Origin of the sequence: Streptomyces sp. NBC_00080, assembly GCF_045041255.1 — a bacterium.
GTDB lineage: Bacteria > Actinomycetota > Actinomycetes > Streptomycetales > Streptomycetaceae > Streptomyces > Streptomyces coriariae.
The window spans coordinates 4,116,051-4,131,445 of sequence record NZ_CP108235.1 but is presented as its reverse complement, the minus strand read 5'-3'; the positions used below and the strand labels follow the sequence as shown (position 1 = coordinate 4,131,445).

Below are 15,395 nucleotides of genomic sequence, written 5' to 3'. Positions count from 1 at the left end.
GCGGATCAGTCCCACCAGAAGGTCCAGGTGGGCTCGCCGACGAGCTGCTGGGCGTAGGCCTTCAGGGTGCCCGGGCCCTGGAGGACGTTGTCCGGGCAGAACGCGAAGTGCTCGGCGGCGATCGGCTCCGCCTCCGCGAGGGTGCCGGGCGGGGCCGCGACGGACACGGCCAGGACGTCGAAACCGAGGCCGACGACCCGTATGCCGAAGCGGTCCTCCCAGGAGCGCAGGACGGCGCACAGACGCGCGGTGTCGTTCTCGTGGTTGGCCGGGCCCGACCAGCCGACGGCCGCCGGGACGTCCGCGCTGCGGCGGGCGGGGACCAGGGCGACATGCGGCGACCTGAACCAGGTGGGCCCCTGCTCCGCGAGGGTGTCGGCGATCCGCGCGGCGCGTGCGTCGGGATCCGCCGTCAGGGTGCCGGGCGCGGCGAGACCGGGCCACTCCTCGCCGTCCGCCGCGCACTCCTGCCAGTACTGCGCGAGGACCTCCTCCGCGTCGTGGTCCCCGGGGTAGGACACCTCGGCGGGCATCAACTCCCATTCCGACGGGCCGCCTTGGGAGCCGCCGAGGTCGACCAGGACCGGAAGCAGCCCGGCCCGTCCCGCCGTCCCGCCCAGGGCCGTCCAGTTGCCGGAGGAGGCGGACTGCTCCGCGTGCCACAGCAGCGGCTCGTGCCAGACCCCCTCGTCCGTCGTGTCGATCAGCCGGCCGGGCGGGAGCTGCAGGCCGAGGGAGCGGCCGCTGGGATCGGAGGCCAGCTTGGGGAGCGGGTTGGGAAGAGTCGCCATGCCGGTGACTGTAAGGGCAGGCACTGACACCGGCCCGGGTCGGTGTGTTCCGTCCGGTCCGCGACGGCCGTCAGGCGGAGTGTCTCGCGCGCCGGCGGCGCCAGACGTGCGTCAGCCAGATGCCCAGGCCGACGAGCGGGAGGACGACGACGGCCGGGATGACCACACCCGCGCCTCCGACCAGCAGGAAGGTGATCAGGGCGTCGACGATCGACAGGTCGTCCGCGCCGCCCAACCGCCGCTCCTTGCACTGGTGTTCTCAGGTCGTCGAAGGGTGGGACGCGCGAGGGCGAGAAGTTGGTTCCGGGGCCCGGTCGACCCGATACCGCTCCCACGACTTCTCGCTGCCCCCGTCTCCGCGGCCGGCTGACGTACCCGGACATGGCCGCGGCCCGCCCTCCCCGGAAATCGGAAGGAGGACGGGCCGCGGTACGTCGAGCGTCCCTGGGTGCCGCCGGTCGGTCAGAGCTTGTCCGGCGTCCTGATGCCCAGCAGGGCCATGCCCAGGTGGAGGGTGCGGGCCGTGAGGTCCACCAGGAACAGGCGGTTCTCGACGACCTCCGGCGAGTTGTCGGGGGACAGCACATGGCACTGGTCGTAGAACGTCGTCAGGTGTGAGGCCAGCTGGTACAGGTACGCCGCCAGCTTGTGCGGCTCGTACGCCGCCGCGACCTCGTGCACCGTCTCGCCGAACTGGTCCAGGTGCAGGCCCAACGCGCGCTCCGCCGGGGCCAGTTCCAGCTCCGGGTGAGCGAGCGGGCGGGCCTCGCCGGCCTTGCGCAGGATCGACTGGATCCGGGCGTACGCGTACTGGAGGTAGACGGACGTGTCGCCGTTCAGCGAGACCATCTGGTCCAGGTCGAACTTGTAGTCCCGCACGGCGGACGTCGACAGGTCGGCGTACTTCACCGCGCCGACACCCACGTACCGGCCGTTCTCCACGATCTCCGGCTCGGACAGGCCGACCTTCACGGCCTTCTCCCGGACCACGGTGGTGGCCCGCTCGACGGCCTCGTCGAGGAGGTCGACCAGCTTGACCGTCTCGCCCTCACGGGTCTTGAACGGCTTGCCGTCCTTGCCGAGGACCGTGCCGAACGCCAACTGGTGCGCCTTGACGTCCTCGTTCAGCCAGCCCGCCCTGCGCGCCGTCTCGAAGACCATCTTGAAGTGCAGCGACTGACGGGCGTCCACCACGTACAGCAGCGTGCTCGCCTTGAGGTTGAAGACACGGTCACGGATCGCCGACAGGTCGGTCGCCGCGTAGCCGTAGCCGCCGTCCGACTTCTGGACGATCAGCGGGACCGGGTTGCCGTCCGGGCCCTTGACGTCGTCGAAGAAGACACAGAGGGCGCCCTCGGAGCGGACCGCGACCCCGGACTCCTCCAGGAGACGGCAGGTCTCCGCCAGCATGTCGTTGTAACCCGACTCGCCGACGATGTCCTCGTCCCGGATCTCCATGTCCAGCTTCTCGAAGACCGAGAAGAAGTAGATCTTCGACTCGTCGACGAACTTCTGCCAGGTCGCGAGCGTGTGCGGGTCGCCCGCCTGGAGGTCCACCACCCGGCGCCGGGCCCGGGTCTTGAACTCCTCGTCCGCGTCGAACAGCCTGCGCGCGGCCTTGTAGAGGCGGTCGAGATTCGACATCGCCTCCTCGCCGCTCACCTGGGAATCCTTGTGGTCCAGCTCGTGCGGGTGCTCGTCCAGGTACTGGATGAGCATGCCGAACTGGGTACCCCAGTCGCCGATGTGGTGCCGGCGGACCACGCTCTCGCCGGTGAACTCCAGGATCTGCACCGTCGCGTCGCCGATGACCGCCGACCGCAGATGACCGACGTGCATCTCCTTCGCCACGTTCGGCTGGGCGTAGTCGATGACCGTCGTGCCCGGCGCGGCGGAGTGCGGCACGCCGAGGCGGTCCGCGTCCGCGTACCGGGCGGCGAGGTTCCGGGTGATCGCGCCGTCGGTGACCGTCACGTTCAGGAAGCCGGGGCCCGAGACCTCGATCTCCCCGATCAGGTCACCCGTGACGACGTGCGACACGACCTGCGTCGCCAGCTCGCGCGGGTTCGCCTTCGCCTTCTTGGCCAGCGCCAGGATGCCGTTGGCCTGGAAGTCGGCCCGGTCGCTTCGTCGCAGCAGCGGGTCCGCGCCGGCGGCCTCCGGCAGGGTGGCCGAGAGAGCGGACGTGAGGTGCTGTTCGACGGAGTGACTGAGGGACGTGACCGGGGCCATAGGAGTGGGTGCCGTTCTCCTCGTGGGGATGGATAGACGCAGTCAGTATCCCATGGGGGGTAAAGCCGTTTTCCCGGGCGCGGGGCCGTCTGGGACAATGGAACGCACTTCAAACCCGGAAGCCTTCAGAACAAGAGGACGTGCCGATCGTGGCTCTGAGCACCGAGACCACCGACTGGGTCTCCCGTTTCGCGGATGAGGTCATCGAGGAGTCGGAGCGTCGGGCCCCCGGCAAACCTGTGGTCGTCGCGTCCGGACTCTCCCCCTCCGGACCCATCCACCTGGGCAACCTCCGCGAGGTCATGACCCCGCATCTGGTCGCCGACGAGCTCCGCCGTCGCGGACACCAGGTCCGCCACCTGATCTCCTGGGACGACTACGACCGCTACCGCAAGGTGCCGCAGGGCATCGACGGGATCGACGACTCCTGGGCCGAGCACATCGGCAAGCCGCTGACCTCCGTCCCGGCGCCGCAGGGCTCGACCCACCCGAACTGGGCCGAGCACTTCAAGGCCGCGATGGTCGAGTCGCTGGCCGAGCTCGGCGTGGAGTTCGACGGCATCAGCCAGACGGCGCAGTACACCTCCGGCGTCTACCGCGAGCAGATCCTGCACGCGATCAAGCACCGCGCGGACATCGACGCGATCCTCGACCAGTACCGCACCAAGAAGGCCCCGGCGAAGAAGCAGCAGAAGCCGCTCGACGAGGCCGAGCTCGAGGCGGCGGAGGGATCGGGCGCGGCGAACGAGGACGACGGCTCGTCCGGCTCGGCCGGCTACTTCCCGTACAAGCCCTACTGCGGCAACTGCGAGAAGGACCTCACCACGGTCACCTCGTACGTCGACGACACCACCGAGTTGTCCTACACCTGCGCCGCCTGCGGATTCGCCGAGACCGTCCGGCTGAACGAGTTCAACCGCGGCAAGCTGGTCTGGAAGGTCGACTGGCCGATGCGCTGGGCGTACGAGGGCGTCGTGTTCGAGCCGAGCGGCGTCGACCACTCGTCCCCCGGGTCCAGCTTCCAGGTGGGCGGCCAGATCGTCGGCATCTTCGGAGGCGAGCAGCCCATCGGGCCCATGTACGCCTTCGTCGGCATCAGCGGCATGGCGAAGATGTCGTCCTCGAAGGGCGGTGTCCCCACCGCCGCCGACGCGCTGAAGATCATGGAGCCGCAGCTGCTGCGCTGGCTCTACGCCCGCCGCCGTCCCAACCAGTCGTTCAAGATCGCCTTCGACCAGGAGATCCAGCGGCTCTACGACGAGTGGGACAAGCTGGACGCCAAGGTCGCCGAGGGTTCGGCGCTCCCGGCCGACATCGCCGCGCACTCCCGCGCGGTGGGCACCGCCGCCGGTGAGCTGCCGCGCACCGTCCGGCCGCTGCCGTACCGCACGCTGGCCTCCGTCGCCGACATCACCGCCGGCCACCGGGACCAGGCCCTGCGGATCCTCTCCGACCTCGACCCGGAGAACCCGCTCGGCTCCCTCGACGAGGCCCGGCCCCGGTACGACAAGGCCGAGGCCTGGATCAACACCCATGTCCCCGCCGACCAGCGCACCATCGTCCGCGCCGAAGCCGACGCCGAACTGCTGAAGTCCCTCGACGAGGCCTCCCGGCAGTCCCTGCGGCTCCTGCTCGACGGACTCGCCGGCCACTGGTCGCTGGACGGGCTCACCCACCTCGTCTACGGCGTTCCCAAGGTCCAGGCCGGGTTCGCCGCCGACGCCACCCCCAAGGAACTCCCGCCGGAGATCAAGACCGCCCAGCGGACGTTCTTCGCCCTGCTCTACCACCTGCTGGTGGGGCGTGACACCGGCCCGAGGCTGCCCACCCTGCTGCTCGCCGTGGGCCAGGAGCGGGTGCGGGCCCTGCTCGGGGAGTAGGCGGCGTACGACGAGGAGGGGGCGCCCGGTCCAGTACCGGGCGCCCCCTCCTCGTTCGCGCGGATCACGCGATGTGGTCCTCTTCCAGCTCCGTGTTGAAGCGGTGCTGGAAGCGCTCCGTAAGCGTTTTCAGAGCGCTGGGGCTCATGGTCGTGCCGTAGGTCGCCTGGATGTTGTCGCCGAGGACGCCGGGCGTGGGGAAGCTGCCGTCTATCGACTGACGGAACACCTGGTAGTAGGCCTCCTCGTCCGGCTCGATCACCGGGGTGCCGCCGCCCTCACCGAGCTCGCGGCTGCGGCCCGGACCCACCGGGATGGGGAACGAACCGGTCTCCTCGGGAGAGGGCTCCTGCGCCGGAGGCTCCTCCTGGTACTGGTCCTGGTACTGCTCGGCCTGCTGCTGCTCCTCGTACCACTGGGCGTACTGCTCCGAGGGGTCGTACGTGGGGTCGTAGCCCCCCTGGTACGCCACCTCGTGCGGCGCCTGGAACCACGGGCTCTGCTCCTCCTCCGTGGGCGCGGGGACGGGCGCGTGGCCGACCTGCCGGCCCTGCCGGGGCGCGGGAGCGGCCTCGACGGCACGGACGCCCGCGTCGACCGATGGGGCCGCCGTCAGCTCCTGCTGGGGCGCGGCTGCCGGGACCGGCGCCGGAGGGAGCACGGCCGGCTCGATGCCCGCCGCCGCCAGACCCGCCGGGGCGGTCTCCGCCAGCGGGACGCCGTACCGGGCCAGTCGCAGCGGCATCAGCGACTCCACCGGGGCCTTGCGGCGCCAGGCGCGGCCGAAGCGGGAACGCAGCCTCGCCTGGTAGACGAGACGTTCCTGCTCCAGCTTGATCACCTGTTCGTAGGAGCGCAGCTCCCACAGCTTCATACGGCGCCAGAGCAGGAAGGTGGGCAGCGGCGAGAGCAGCCAGCGCGTGAGGCGCACGCCCTCCATGTGCTTGTCCGCCGTGATGTCCGCGATCCGGCCGATCGCGTGCCGGGCCGCCTCGACGGACACCACGAACAGGATCGGGATCACCGCGTGCATACCCGTGCCCAGCGGGTCCGGCCAGGCCGCCGCGCCGTTGAAGGCGATCGTCGCCGCCGTCAGCAGCCACGCCGTCTGCCGCAGCAGCGGGAAGGGGATGCGGATCCAGGTCAGCAGCAGATCCAGGGCCAGCAGGACGCAGATACCCGCGTCGATACCGATCGGGAACACATACGAGAAGTTGCCGAAACCCTTCTCGAGGGCCAGTTCCCGGACGGCCGCGTACGAACCGGCGAAGCCGATTCCGGCGATGATCACGGCGCCGGTCACGACCACGCCGATGAGAACGCGGTGCGTCCGGGTCAGCTGTATTGGCGCGGACACCCGTACTCCCCTCCCCTTGCGTGTTCTTGCGCGCAACAGGGTGGCACATGTGTGCGGCGCACGTGTTGCCGGTCCGTCAGCTCTTCGCGGAAGCGGAGGCCTTCGGTGCCGCCGCGGCCGCCTTGGTGGCCGTCGCCTTCGGGGTCGCCGAGGACGACTTGGAGGGCGTCGCCTTCGGGGTGGAGGAGGCCGACTCGGACGGGGACGGGCTGGTGGTCGAGGAGTCCGAACCGCCGCCGTCACCCTCGCCGTTGGCCGACCGCACGGCGGCCACCGCCTCCTTGGCCGCCTTCTCCGCCGCCTTCGTCAGGGTCTCCGCGCTCGGCGTCTTGTCGCCCGCCAGACCGGCACCGTTGTAGTCGAGCGTGAGCACGACGTTCTCGACGCGCACCACGACCGTCTGCTGCTTGAAGGCGCCTTCCGACTTCTTCAGGTCGTAGCGCACCGAGGTCGCCTCGTCACCCGTCGCCGCCGCCGGCGCGGACTTCACGTTCTTCGCGCCCGACACCGCCTGGGCGTCCTTGACCTGCTTCGCGTAGTACGTCTTCGCCTGCGACTCGCCGTCACCGGTCGTCGCGTCCGACTCGAAGCGCAGCAGCGAAACGTTCAGCCAGCGGAACTGCGAACCCTTCACCCCGTTGTTGGCCAGGCTGGACCAGGAACAACTGGCCCGGGCCGCGGTGTCGCTGGACGTCCCCTCCTTGCCCTTGGCCGCCCCCTTCGGCACCAGCTCCGTCAGCGTCTTCTTCGACACCACCGCACACGCCTCGGGCAGCGTCTTGTACGCCGCCGCCTGCACGGTCGGCGCGGCGCTCGCCGCGGAGTCGGTGCCGGAACCGGCACCGACGGAAGCGCCGGCGTCCTTCGCGTCGCCGCCCGAGCCGGAGTCCGAGGAGCAGCCCGCGGCCATCAGCATCACCGGGACGGCGACCGCCGCGGCCAGGAGGCGGTTCAGCCCTCCGGCACGCTTCACTCGCTCGGCACGCTGCTCGCGCTGGTCAAACTGGCCGTCTCGCTGGGCTCGTCGCTGCATGGTTCCTTCACTCATGACGCTCGTGGTTCCTGCGGTCGGATCGGGTCCGAGGGGCCACCGTAGTCGGTGAAGAAGCTGTGCGGTTCCGCTTCGAGGGCTTTGCGGGTGGGGCCCGAACCGGGCCGAAGTGCCCTCAGCCGGCCAGTGAGTCGGCGAGCTGCGCGGCCAGTTTCCGGGCCTTGTCCTGCATTTCCTCGCTGTCCGGCACCGCGCCGACGGTCGCCGGCTGCTCCTCGTACTGGATGGTCACCATGACGTTGGACGTGCGGAACGCCACAGTCACCGTGCGCTGCTTGGCCGTCGAACCGGAGCCGCCGAGCGCGTCGTCGACGAACGCCTCGTCGCCCAGGTCCTCCAGGAGGCGGGGCTGGAGGTCGGCGGGGGTGACGGTGGAGGAGGCCGAGGGCGAGGCCGACGCGGAGGCGCCCGCGGAGGGGGAGGTCGTCGTCGAGGGGGAGGTGCTCGGACTCGCGGAAGCGGAGCCCGTCGCCGCGCCGGTGGCGGAGGCGGCGGGTGCGGGAAGGTCGGCCGCGGTCACCCGCTGCGCGAAGAGGGCCTCGGCCTGGTTGTCGTCGCTCACGGCGTTGTCGTACGAGACGACCCGCTCGAAGTCGACGAGGAGATGGTCGGTGGCGTCCGTCGACTCCACCTTCCAACGGCAGCCCACCTTGCGGTCGGTGTCGAACGTCTGGGTCGCCTCACCCGCGTAGGCCGTGTCGCGCTGTGCCTCGTCGGCGAGTTGCTTGATGCCGGGGAGGAGCGAGTCGAGGGTGGACCGGCTCACCACACCGCAGGCCTCGGGGAGCGTGTCGTACTTGCCGGGCTGCGCGACGGCGCTGGCCGTCCCCGCCTCGCCCGGGTTGGAGTTGTCCGTCGAGCCGCCTTCGTCCGAACCGCCGGTGCAGCCGGCCAGCAGCGCCGCGAGGAGCGCGACGACGCCGGGTACGTATGCCTTCCGCTGCACGGTCGGCTCCTCTCGACAGTTCGGGTGATGTGGGTGGCTGCCGGTGTCCCCGCTGGTTATTCGCTTGCCGGACGGGGGCGGCCCCTGGAGACAATGTGTATCGCACGTGGAGCTGTGGATGCCGGTTCGCTGTCCTTTTCGTTGACCTTGGCGCCGGTTTTGCGATCTAAGGCTTTTGTATTTAATCCGGGGGAATGAGGACGATATGTCGTACGTGGAACTGCCGGGCGCGAAGGTACCCATCCGTATGTGGGCCGACCCGGCGTCGGTCGAGGAGGGTGCGCTCCAGCAGCTGCGGAACGTGGCGACCCTGCCGTGGATCAAGGGACTGGCGGTCATGCCGGACGTCCACTACGGCAAGGGCGCGACGGTCGGCTCGGTCATCGCGATGCGGGGCGCCGTCTGCCCCGCGGCGGTGGGCGTCGACATCGGGTGCGGAATGTCCGCCGTCCGGACCTCGCTCACGGCGAACGACCTGCCCGGCGACCTCTCCCCGCTCCGTTCGAAGATCGAGCAGGCGATCCCGGTGGGCCGGGGGATGCACGACACGGCGGTCGACCCCGGCAGCCTCCACGGATTCGCCACCGCGGGGTGGGACGACTTCTGGGGACGGTTCGACGGGGTCGCGGAGGCGGTGAAGTTCCGTCAGGAGCGGGCCGTGAAGCAGATGGGGACCCTTGGGTCCGGGAATCATTTCTGTGAGGTCTGCGTCGACACATCCGGTTCTGTCTGGCTGATGCTGCACTCCGGTTCCCGGAACATCGGCAAGGAACTCGCCGATTTCCACATCGGGGTGGCGCAGAAGCTCCCGCACAACCAGGGCCTGGTCGACCGCGATCTCGCCGTCTTCGTAGCGGACACCCCGCAGATGGCGGCGTACCGCAACGACCTGTTCTGGGCCCAGGAGTACGCGAAGTACAACCGCACGCTCATGATGGCGCTCCTGAAGGACGTGATCCGCAAGGAGTTCAGGAAGGCGAAGCCGGCCTTCGAGCAGGAGATCAGCGCGCACCACAACTACGTCGCCGAGGAGCGCTACGACGGGATGGACCTGCTGGTGACCCGCAAGGGGGCGATCCGGGCCGGTTCCGGCGAGTACGGCATCATCCCGGGTTCGATGGGCACCGGTTCGTACATCGTGAAGGGTCTCGGCAACGAGAAGGCCTTCAACTCGGCCTCGCACGGCGCGGGTCGGCGGATGAGCCGCAACGCGGCCAAGCGCCGCTTCTCGACCCGGGACCTGGAGGAGCAGACGCGGGGCGTGGAGTGCCGTAAGGACTCCGGCGTCGTGGACGAGATCCCGGCCGCCTACAAGCCGATCGAGCAGGTCATCGATCAGCAGCGGGACCTGGTCGAGGTCGTGGCGAAGCTGAAGCAGGTCGTGTGCGTGAAGGGCTGACACCGCGGATCCGCGTCGACGCCAGCAGATGGGGGCCCGGGCCGGTCACGGCTCGGGCCCCCCACCTGTCTCTGCCTCAGCCGAGCCGCTTCTCCAGCAGGGTCACCGCGTACGGGCTTCCCGTGCCGCCCTCCTTGGCGCGCTGTTCGCCGACGACCGTGTAGCCCGCGGACTCGTAGTAGGCGCGCAGGCGGGGGTTGGTGGAGAGGCAGTCGAGGCGGGCGTAGGGGCGGCCGGCCGCGGTGATGCGGGATTCGGCCTGGGCCAGCATCCTGCGGCCCGTACCCGGTGGGGCGGTGTGCGGCGTCGTCATCAGGCGGTGGATGTAGCCGGCCTCGGGCGGGCGGGGGCCCCAGGCGGCCGGATCGTCCCACCAGAGCTCGAAGCCGCCCGCGAGCGCGCCGTCCGCGTACGTCAGCCAGACCTCTCCCTCGCGCATGCGGTCGACGAAGTGGGCCGCGGTCTTCTCGCCGGGCTGCCACTGATCGATGCCCCGGGCCAGTTGCCACAGGGCCGCCGTGTCGCGCAGGCGGACCAGGACAGGGGCGTCGAGCGGCTCCGCCCTGCGGTGGATCAACTCCGGCCGGACGGTGGGGGCAGGTTCCAGGAGGCGGGCGCGCAGGGTGGCCGACAAGGCCTCGGCGTCCATGCCGAGAGCTCCCGACACATACGCCTCCACCGAGCCGTAACGGGCCCGCAGCGCCTCCAGGAAGAGGCGCATCACCGACTCGGGGGCCCGGCCGAAGGCCGGCCACGCCGGGGAGCGGCCGTCGTTTCGCGCGCGCCAGTCGGCGAGCAGGGCCGGGGTCGCCAGTTCCGTCAGGGTGAAGTCCTCGATGATCACCTCGTCCGGCACGCCCAGCAGACTCAGGACCACGGCCGCCAGCTGCCCGGTGCGGTCCTTGCCCGAAGCGCAGTGGAAGACCAGTCCCTCCCGCGCCTCGGCCACCAGCTCCAGAGCCGCCGCGATCTCCTTCGTGCCGTCCTCCGCCACTTCCATGAAGCGGGCGGAGAGGTACGGGCCCGGATCCACGTCCGGGGCCAACGCGGCCTGGTCGTAAGGGCGGTGCTCGATGCTGAGATTGAGGTAGGTGAAGGAGTCGTCCTCCGGTACCCGTCCCCGCGCCTCGATCTCCCAGGGGTGACGCAGGTCGATCACCGTGCGGACGCCGAGGGCGAGGAAGCGGTCCCAGTCCGGGGTGCCCGGTCGCAGCTTGCCGAGGGAGTCCGCGCGGAACAGCCGGCCCGCACGGACCCGTTGGCCGCTGCTGGTCGGATATCCGCCCAGGTCACGGAAGTTGTGCAGCGTCTCGAACGGTATGTGTCTGTCCACGTGGAAACCCTATGGCGCGGCGGCCGTCACTTCGCGTGGCGCACCGCGTAGATCATCACGAACGCCACGATGTGGATGCCGAAGAGGAAGTAGGCCAGGAAGACCCACATGTGGCGCTCGTCCTTCGTCTCCTGGGCGAGGCGTCGCTGCTCCAGTGAGCGCTGCTCCGGGGATAGCTGTTCCGGGGAGAGCTGTTCCCGGGCGTCCGGATCCTGGCCCGCGGTCCCCTCCTCGGCCGTCACAGCTCCCGGTGGACCTTCGTGTTGGAGGCCTGGGCGCGGGGGCGCAGGACGAGGAGGTCGACGTTGACGTGACCGGGGCGGGTGACCGCCCAGGTGATCGTCTCGGCCACGTCGGAGGCGGTGAGGGGTTCGGCGACGCCCTCGTAGACCTTGGCGGCCCGGTCCGCGTCGCCGCCGAAGCGGGTGAGGGCGAACTCGTCGGTCCTCACCATGCCGGGGGCGATCTCGATGACGCGGACCGGCAGGCCGACGATCTCCAGGCGGAGGGTCTCGGCGAGGACGTGGGCGCCGTGCTTGGCGGCGACATAGCCGCCGCCGCCCTCGTACGTCCCGTGGCCGGCGGTCGAGGACACCACCACGACCGTTCCGTCGCCGCTCGCCACCAGCTTGGGGAGCAGGGCCTGGGTGACGTTGAGGGTGCCGAGGACGTTCGTCTCGTACATCGTGCGCCAGTCGGCCGGGTCGCCGGTGGCGACGGGGTCGGCGCCGAGCGCGCCGCCCGCGTTGTTGACGAGGACGCCGATCGTCTTGAACGCGCCGGCGAACTCGTCGACCGCCGCGCGGTCCGTGACGTCCAGCGGGTAGGCCGTCGCGGAGCCGCCCGTCCCCGTGATCTCCTCGGCCAGCGCCTCGATGCGGTCCTTGCGGCGGGCGGTCAGGACGACCCGGTAACCGGCCGCGGCGAGCTGCCGGGCGGTGGCGGCGCCGATTCCGCTGCTCGCACCGGTGACGACGGCGATGCGGGAGGCGGCGGACGGTGCGGCGGTGGCCATGGGCTGCTCCTCGTACACGGGGGTGTTCGTTCATACGACCGGCTGCCGCCCAGGGTATCGGGGTCAGCCGCCGTTCCTCGGGGCCCACATGATCACGGCCATCCCGGCGAGGCAGACCAGGGCACCGGTCACGTCCCAGCGGTCGGGGCGGTAGCCGTCGGCGACCGCGCCCCAGAGCAGGGAGCCGGCCACGAAGATGCCGCCGTACGCGGCGAGGATGCGGCCGAAGTGGGCGTCGGGCTGGAAGGTGGCGACGAAGCCGTACGCGCCGAGGGCGAGGACACCGCCGGCCGCCCACAGCCAGCCCCGGTGCTCGCGTACGCCCTGCCAGACCAGCCAGGCGCCGCCGATCTCGAAGAGCGCGGCGACGACGAACAGGGCGGCGGACCGGAGGACGAACATGCCGGCAGCTTGACACGGCCGGGTGCTGTCACCTGTTGGAGGGCGCCTGCCGGGCGCCGGGCGTGGGATACATCCCCTTCGTACCCGGCCCTTCGTACCCGGGCGGTTTCCGATCGAGGAATCGAGGAGTGGTGGCATGCGCTGGATGCGAGGTCTCGCGGTGTGGGCTGCGGTGCTGGCGGTGGGGGTGGGGGTCGCGCCCGCGCGGGCGGCCGGGACGGCGGGGGAGGCGACCGAGGCGGACCTGTCGTACCACGGCTCCGCCGTCATGCACGGCGGCCGGGTCGACGTCCGGCTGACCCCGCGCAACCACGGTCCGGCGGACGTCTCCGACTCGACCGTGCGGCTGCGCTGGTCGGTGCCGTTGGCGGCCGGGGCGCAGCGGCTGCCGACCGGTTGCGCGCGGACGGGCCGCCAGGAGGTGGTGTGCCGGACGGGGGCGCTGGCCGCGGACGGACTGGGGGAGCGGATCGCGTTGCGGGTGTGGCTGCGGGGGCGGCCGACGGAGGTGACGATGGCCGTCGACACCCTGTGGGGCGGCGGGGCGGTGGACCGCAACCGCTCCAACGACCGGCAGCAGGTGCTGGTCCTGGACACCGGGGACGCCTACTTCTTCTGACGGTCGAGGTTGCGGAGCGTCGTACGATCTGCGGACGGCGCCGACGGCGGTGCCGACGAAGGGGTGCGATGTCCGGGAACGTGCGCTCGCGGCTGCTGGACGAGCTGTCCGTGGTGTCGCGTCGGTACGTGGCCGCGTACGCGCTGTTCAACCAGGCTCTCGCCGACCGTCTCGGGCTGCATCCCACGGATCTTCAGTGTCTGAACCTGCTGATGCTGGAGCGGGAGCCGGTCACGACGGGCCGGGTCGCCGAGCTGACGGGGCTGACCACCGGGTCGGCGACGCGGCTGGTGGACCGCTTGGAGAAGACGGGTTACGTCGTCCGGGAGCGGGACGCGGCCGACCGGCGGCGGGTCCTCGTGGTGACGGTGCCGGAGCGGATCGCGGAGTTCACCCGGATGTGGGAGCGGCTGGGCGGCGACTGGATGCCGCTCTTCGAGGACCTGGAGGACGGCGAACTCGCGGTGATCGTGCGGCACATGAGGCGCACGGTGGAGTTCGGCGCGGTCCAGGTCGCACGGTTGCGGGAAGGTCGGGTCTAGGGCGGGATGCAGGAGACGGACATACGGCCGTCCGCGGCGGCGGCCGAGGGAGTGCGGGCGGCGGACGCCCGCCCGACGGGTGCGCTGCCGCGGCACTGGCCGCTGTTGCTGCTGGGCGCGGCGGTGGTGCCGGGTGTGCTGCTGGTGCTCGTCGGGCGGTCGCTGGACGAGCCGGCAACGCAGGCGTGGCGGACGGTGTGTCTGGCCGTGACCGTGCAGGCGCTGCCGTTCCTGCTGCTGGGCACGGCTCTGTCGGGGGCGATCAACGCGTTCGTGCCGGCCCGGTTCTTCAGCCGGCTGCTGCCGAAGCGGGCCGCGCTGGCGGTGCCGGTCGCGGGGATGGCGGGTGTGGTGCTGCCGGGGTGCGAGTGCGCTTCGGTGCCGGTGGCGAACAGTCTGATCGGGCGGGGGGTCACCCCGGCCGCCGCGTTCGCGTTCCTGCTGTCGGCGCCCGCCGTGAACCCGGTGGTGCTGACCGCCACGGCCGTCGCCTTCCCGGGCAGCCCGGAGATGGTGCTGGCCCGGCTGCTCGCCTCGCTGCTCACCGCCGCCGCGATGGGCTGGCTGTGGCTCTGGCTGGGGCGCGAGGAGTGGTTGAAGCCCACCGTCGTCCGGCACACCGGGCATGTTCCGGGGCGCAGCCGGTTCACGGAGTTCCGGCGTGGTTTCCAGCACGACTTCCTGCACGCGGGGGGTTTCCTGGTGGTGGGGGCGATGGCGGCGGCGACCTTCAACGTGGCGGTGCCGCGCACGCTGCTCGACACCTTCGCGGGTTCACCGTGGCTGTCGGTGCTGTTCCTGGCGGCGCTGGCGATCGTGCTGGCGGTGTGCAGCGAGGCGGACGCGTTCGTGGCGGCCTCGCTGAGCGGGTTCTCGCCGGTCGCGCGGCTGGCGTTCATGGTGGTGGGGCCGATGGTCGACCTGAAGCTGATCGCGCTGCAGGCGGGCACGTTCGGGCGGGCCTTCGCGGTGCGGTTCTCGGCGGCCACGGCGGTGGTGGCCGTGGTGTGCAGCGCGGTGATCGGAGGGGTGCTGCTGTGAGGCGGTTCGTGCAGGTGGGGCTGCTGGTACTGGGTGGGCTGGGGTTGTTGCACACCTCGCTGTTCACGGACGAGTACCTGCGGTACGTCAAGGAGGGGATGCGGCCGCTGCTGGTCGCCTCCGGGGTGCTGCTGCTGGTACTGGGAGTGGCGGAGGCATGGGCCACCCCGCCGACGGAGGAGGACGGCGAGTCGGGGCACGGGCACGTGAGCCCCGCCCGCGAGGGGCACGGGCACGAGGGGCACGGGCACGATCACTCCCGTGTTCCGCGGGTCGCCTGGCTGCTGTTCCTGCCCGTTCTGAGCCTGCTCTTCTACGCGCCTCCCGCGCTCGGCTCCTACACGGCATCGCGGGAGCCGGCGAAGGCCGTCGCCGTGCAGGACGACGCCTTCGATCCGCTGCCCGCGACCTCCCCGCTGCCGATCACGCTCACCGACTTCACCCAGCGGGTGCAGCAGGACCGGTCGCGGGCCATCCGGGGCCGCGCGGTCGTGATGACCGGGTTCGTCACCCCGGCCCCGGGGAAGCAGGACGGCTGGTATCTGACCCGGATCATCGTCAACTGCTGTGCGGCGGACGCGTCGTCCGTGAAGGTGCTGGTCCGGGGGATCGCGGCGCCGAAGGCCGACACCTGGGTGAACGTCACCGGGAACTGGCGGGGGAGCGGCACGCTGGGCACCTCGTCGGCTGCGGTCGTGTTGGACGCCCGGGGCGTGCAGAAGGTGCGCAAGCCGTCGAACGCGTACATGGACGCGCTGCCGCTCACCTCCTGAACGGCACGGACCTG

General features: G+C 71.0%; 16 protein-coding genes. 6 read left to right on the top strand and 10 right to left on the bottom strand.

Going from position 1 to position 15,395, the window contains the following annotated elements:
* Positions 1-5: 5 nt before the first annotated feature.
* The 3 genes from OHU34_RS18315 to argS all read right to left on the bottom strand — a co-directional run bounded on the left by OHU34_RS18315 (position 6) and on the right by argS (position 3,023).
* Positions 6-791, bottom strand: coding sequence for a DUF4253 domain-containing protein (locus tag OHU34_RS18315; protein WP_020130046.1), 786 nt, complete (start codon positions 789-791; stop codon positions 6-8).
* A 70-nt stretch (positions 792-861) separates the two neighbouring features.
* Positions 862-1,026, bottom strand: coding sequence for a hypothetical protein (locus tag OHU34_RS18310; RefSeq protein WP_160159994.1), 165 nt, complete (start codon positions 1,024-1,026; stop codon positions 862-864).
* Between the two features lie 227 nt (positions 1,027-1,253).
* The gene (gene argS / locus OHU34_RS18305) at positions 1,254-3,023 is read right to left on the bottom strand and encodes an arginine--tRNA ligase (RefSeq protein WP_230196952.1); all 1,770 of its coding nucleotides are present in this window, start codon (positions 3,021-3,023) and stop codon (positions 1,254-1,256) included.
* A 140-nt stretch (positions 3,024-3,163) separates the two neighbouring features.
* On the opposite strand from argS, the gene lysS reads away from it, so the two are divergent.
* Positions 3,164-4,903 (top strand): lysine--tRNA ligase, encoded by a 1,740-nt coding sequence (gene lysS / locus OHU34_RS18300; RefSeq protein WP_142265602.1) that lies wholly within the window; start codon positions 3,164-3,166, stop codon positions 4,901-4,903.
* A 64-nt stretch (positions 4,904-4,967) separates the two neighbouring features.
* Here the strand turns inward: lysS and OHU34_RS18295 are convergent, their stop codons facing one another.
* From OHU34_RS18295 to OHU34_RS18285, 3 genes are all read right to left on the bottom strand, one after another.
* Entirely contained in the window at positions 4,968-6,260 is a 1,293-nt protein-coding gene (locus tag OHU34_RS18295; RefSeq protein ID WP_142265603.1) for a DUF2637 domain-containing protein, read from the bottom strand.
* Between the two features lie 76 nt (positions 6,261-6,336).
* Positions 6,337-7,308: a DUF3558 domain-containing protein gene (locus OHU34_RS18290; RefSeq protein WP_200839762.1), complete on the bottom strand. Its 972-nt coding sequence runs from the start codon at positions 7,306-7,308 to the stop codon at positions 6,337-6,339.
* 118 nt (positions 7,309-7,426) lie between these two features.
* Entirely contained in the window at positions 7,427-8,257 is an 831-nt protein-coding gene (locus tag OHU34_RS18285) for a DUF3558 domain-containing protein (protein ID WP_405767254.1), read from the bottom strand.
* Positions 8,258-8,462: 205 nt separating this feature from the next.
* On the opposite strand from OHU34_RS18285, the gene OHU34_RS18280 reads away from it, so the two are divergent.
* The gene (locus tag OHU34_RS18280; protein ID WP_142265604.1) at positions 8,463-9,656 is read left to right on the top strand and encodes an RtcB family protein; all 1,194 of its coding nucleotides are present in this window, start codon (positions 8,463-8,465) and stop codon (positions 9,654-9,656) included.
* A 76-nt stretch (positions 9,657-9,732) separates the two neighbouring features.
* Here the strand turns inward: OHU34_RS18280 and OHU34_RS18275 are convergent, their stop codons facing one another.
* The 4 genes from OHU34_RS18275 to OHU34_RS18260 form a co-directional block, all read right to left on the bottom strand.
* Positions 9,733-10,989: a tyrosine-protein phosphatase gene (locus OHU34_RS18275; RefSeq protein WP_142265605.1), complete on the bottom strand. Its 1,257-nt coding sequence runs from the start codon at positions 10,987-10,989 to the stop codon at positions 9,733-9,735.
* A 26-nt stretch (positions 10,990-11,015) separates the two neighbouring features.
* Positions 11,016-11,231, bottom strand: a complete 216-nt coding sequence (locus OHU34_RS18270; protein ID WP_230196949.1) for a hypothetical protein — start codon at positions 11,229-11,231, stop codon at positions 11,016-11,018.
* Positions 11,228-12,004: an SDR family NAD(P)-dependent oxidoreductase gene (locus tag OHU34_RS18265; protein ID WP_142265607.1), complete on the bottom strand. Its 777-nt coding sequence runs from the start codon at positions 12,002-12,004 to the stop codon at positions 11,228-11,230. Before OHU34_RS18265 ends, OHU34_RS18270 begins: the two co-directional genes overlap by 4 nt.
* A 63-nt stretch (positions 12,005-12,067) precedes the next feature.
* Positions 12,068-12,406, bottom strand: coding sequence for a YnfA family protein (locus tag OHU34_RS18260; RefSeq protein ID WP_020130058.1), 339 nt, complete (start codon positions 12,404-12,406; stop codon positions 12,068-12,070).
* A 136-nt stretch (positions 12,407-12,542) separates the two neighbouring features.
* On the opposite strand from OHU34_RS18260, the gene OHU34_RS18255 reads away from it, so the two are divergent.
* The 4 genes from OHU34_RS18255 (at position 12,543) to OHU34_RS18240 (ending at position 15,381) form a co-directional block, all read left to right on the top strand.
* Complete coding sequence (locus OHU34_RS18255; RefSeq protein WP_230196948.1) at positions 12,543-13,025, top strand: hypothetical protein; 483 nt, start codon at positions 12,543-12,545, stop codon at positions 13,023-13,025.
* 68 nt (positions 13,026-13,093) lie between these two features.
* On the top strand, positions 13,094-13,567 hold the full coding sequence (locus tag OHU34_RS18250) for a MarR family winged helix-turn-helix transcriptional regulator (RefSeq protein WP_054238641.1): 474 nt from the start codon (positions 13,094-13,096) through the stop codon (positions 13,565-13,567).
* A 6-nt stretch (positions 13,568-13,573) separates the two neighbouring features.
* Entirely contained in the window at positions 13,574-14,608 is a 1,035-nt protein-coding gene (locus tag OHU34_RS18245) for a permease (protein ID WP_142265609.1), read from the top strand.
* Positions 14,605-15,381, top strand: coding sequence for a TIGR03943 family putative permease subunit (locus OHU34_RS18240; protein ID WP_405767247.1), 777 nt, complete (start codon positions 14,605-14,607; stop codon positions 15,379-15,381). The genes OHU34_RS18245 and OHU34_RS18240 overlap by 4 nt, the downstream gene beginning before the upstream one ends.
* Positions 15,382-15,395 lie beyond the last annotated feature (14 nt).

Bases quoted from the DNA above. Each gene is read 5' to 3' on its own strand.
- OHU34_RS18315 (WP_020130046.1), bottom strand. From the start codon at position 791: ATGGCGACTCTTCCCAACCCGCTCCCCAAGCTGGCCTCCGATCCCAGC.
- argS (WP_230196952.1), bottom strand. From the start codon at position 3,023: ATGGCCCCGGTCACGTCCCTCAGTCACTCCGTCGAACAGCACCTCACG.
- OHU34_RS18290 (WP_200839762.1), bottom strand. From the start codon at position 7,308: ATGAGTGAAGGAACCATGCAGCGACGAGCCCAGCGAGACGGCCAGTTT.
- OHU34_RS18280 (WP_142265604.1), top strand. From the start codon at position 8,463: ATGTCGTACGTGGAACTGCCGGGCGCGAAGGTACCCATCCGTATGTGG.
- OHU34_RS18265 (WP_142265607.1), bottom strand. From the start codon at position 12,004: ATGGCCACCGCCGCACCGTCCGCCGCCTCCCGCATCGCCGTCGTCACC.
- OHU34_RS18260 (WP_020130058.1), bottom strand. From the start codon at position 12,406: ATGTTCGTCCTCCGGTCCGCCGCCCTGTTCGTCGTCGCCGCGCTCTTC.
- OHU34_RS18255 (WP_230196948.1), top strand. From the start codon at position 12,543: ATGCGCTGGATGCGAGGTCTCGCGGTGTGGGCTGCGGTGCTGGCGGTG.
- OHU34_RS18250 (WP_054238641.1), top strand. From the start codon at position 13,094: ATGTCCGGGAACGTGCGCTCGCGGCTGCTGGACGAGCTGTCCGTGGTG.
- OHU34_RS18245 (WP_142265609.1), top strand. From the start codon at position 13,574: ATGCAGGAGACGGACATACGGCCGTCCGCGGCGGCGGCCGAGGGAGTG.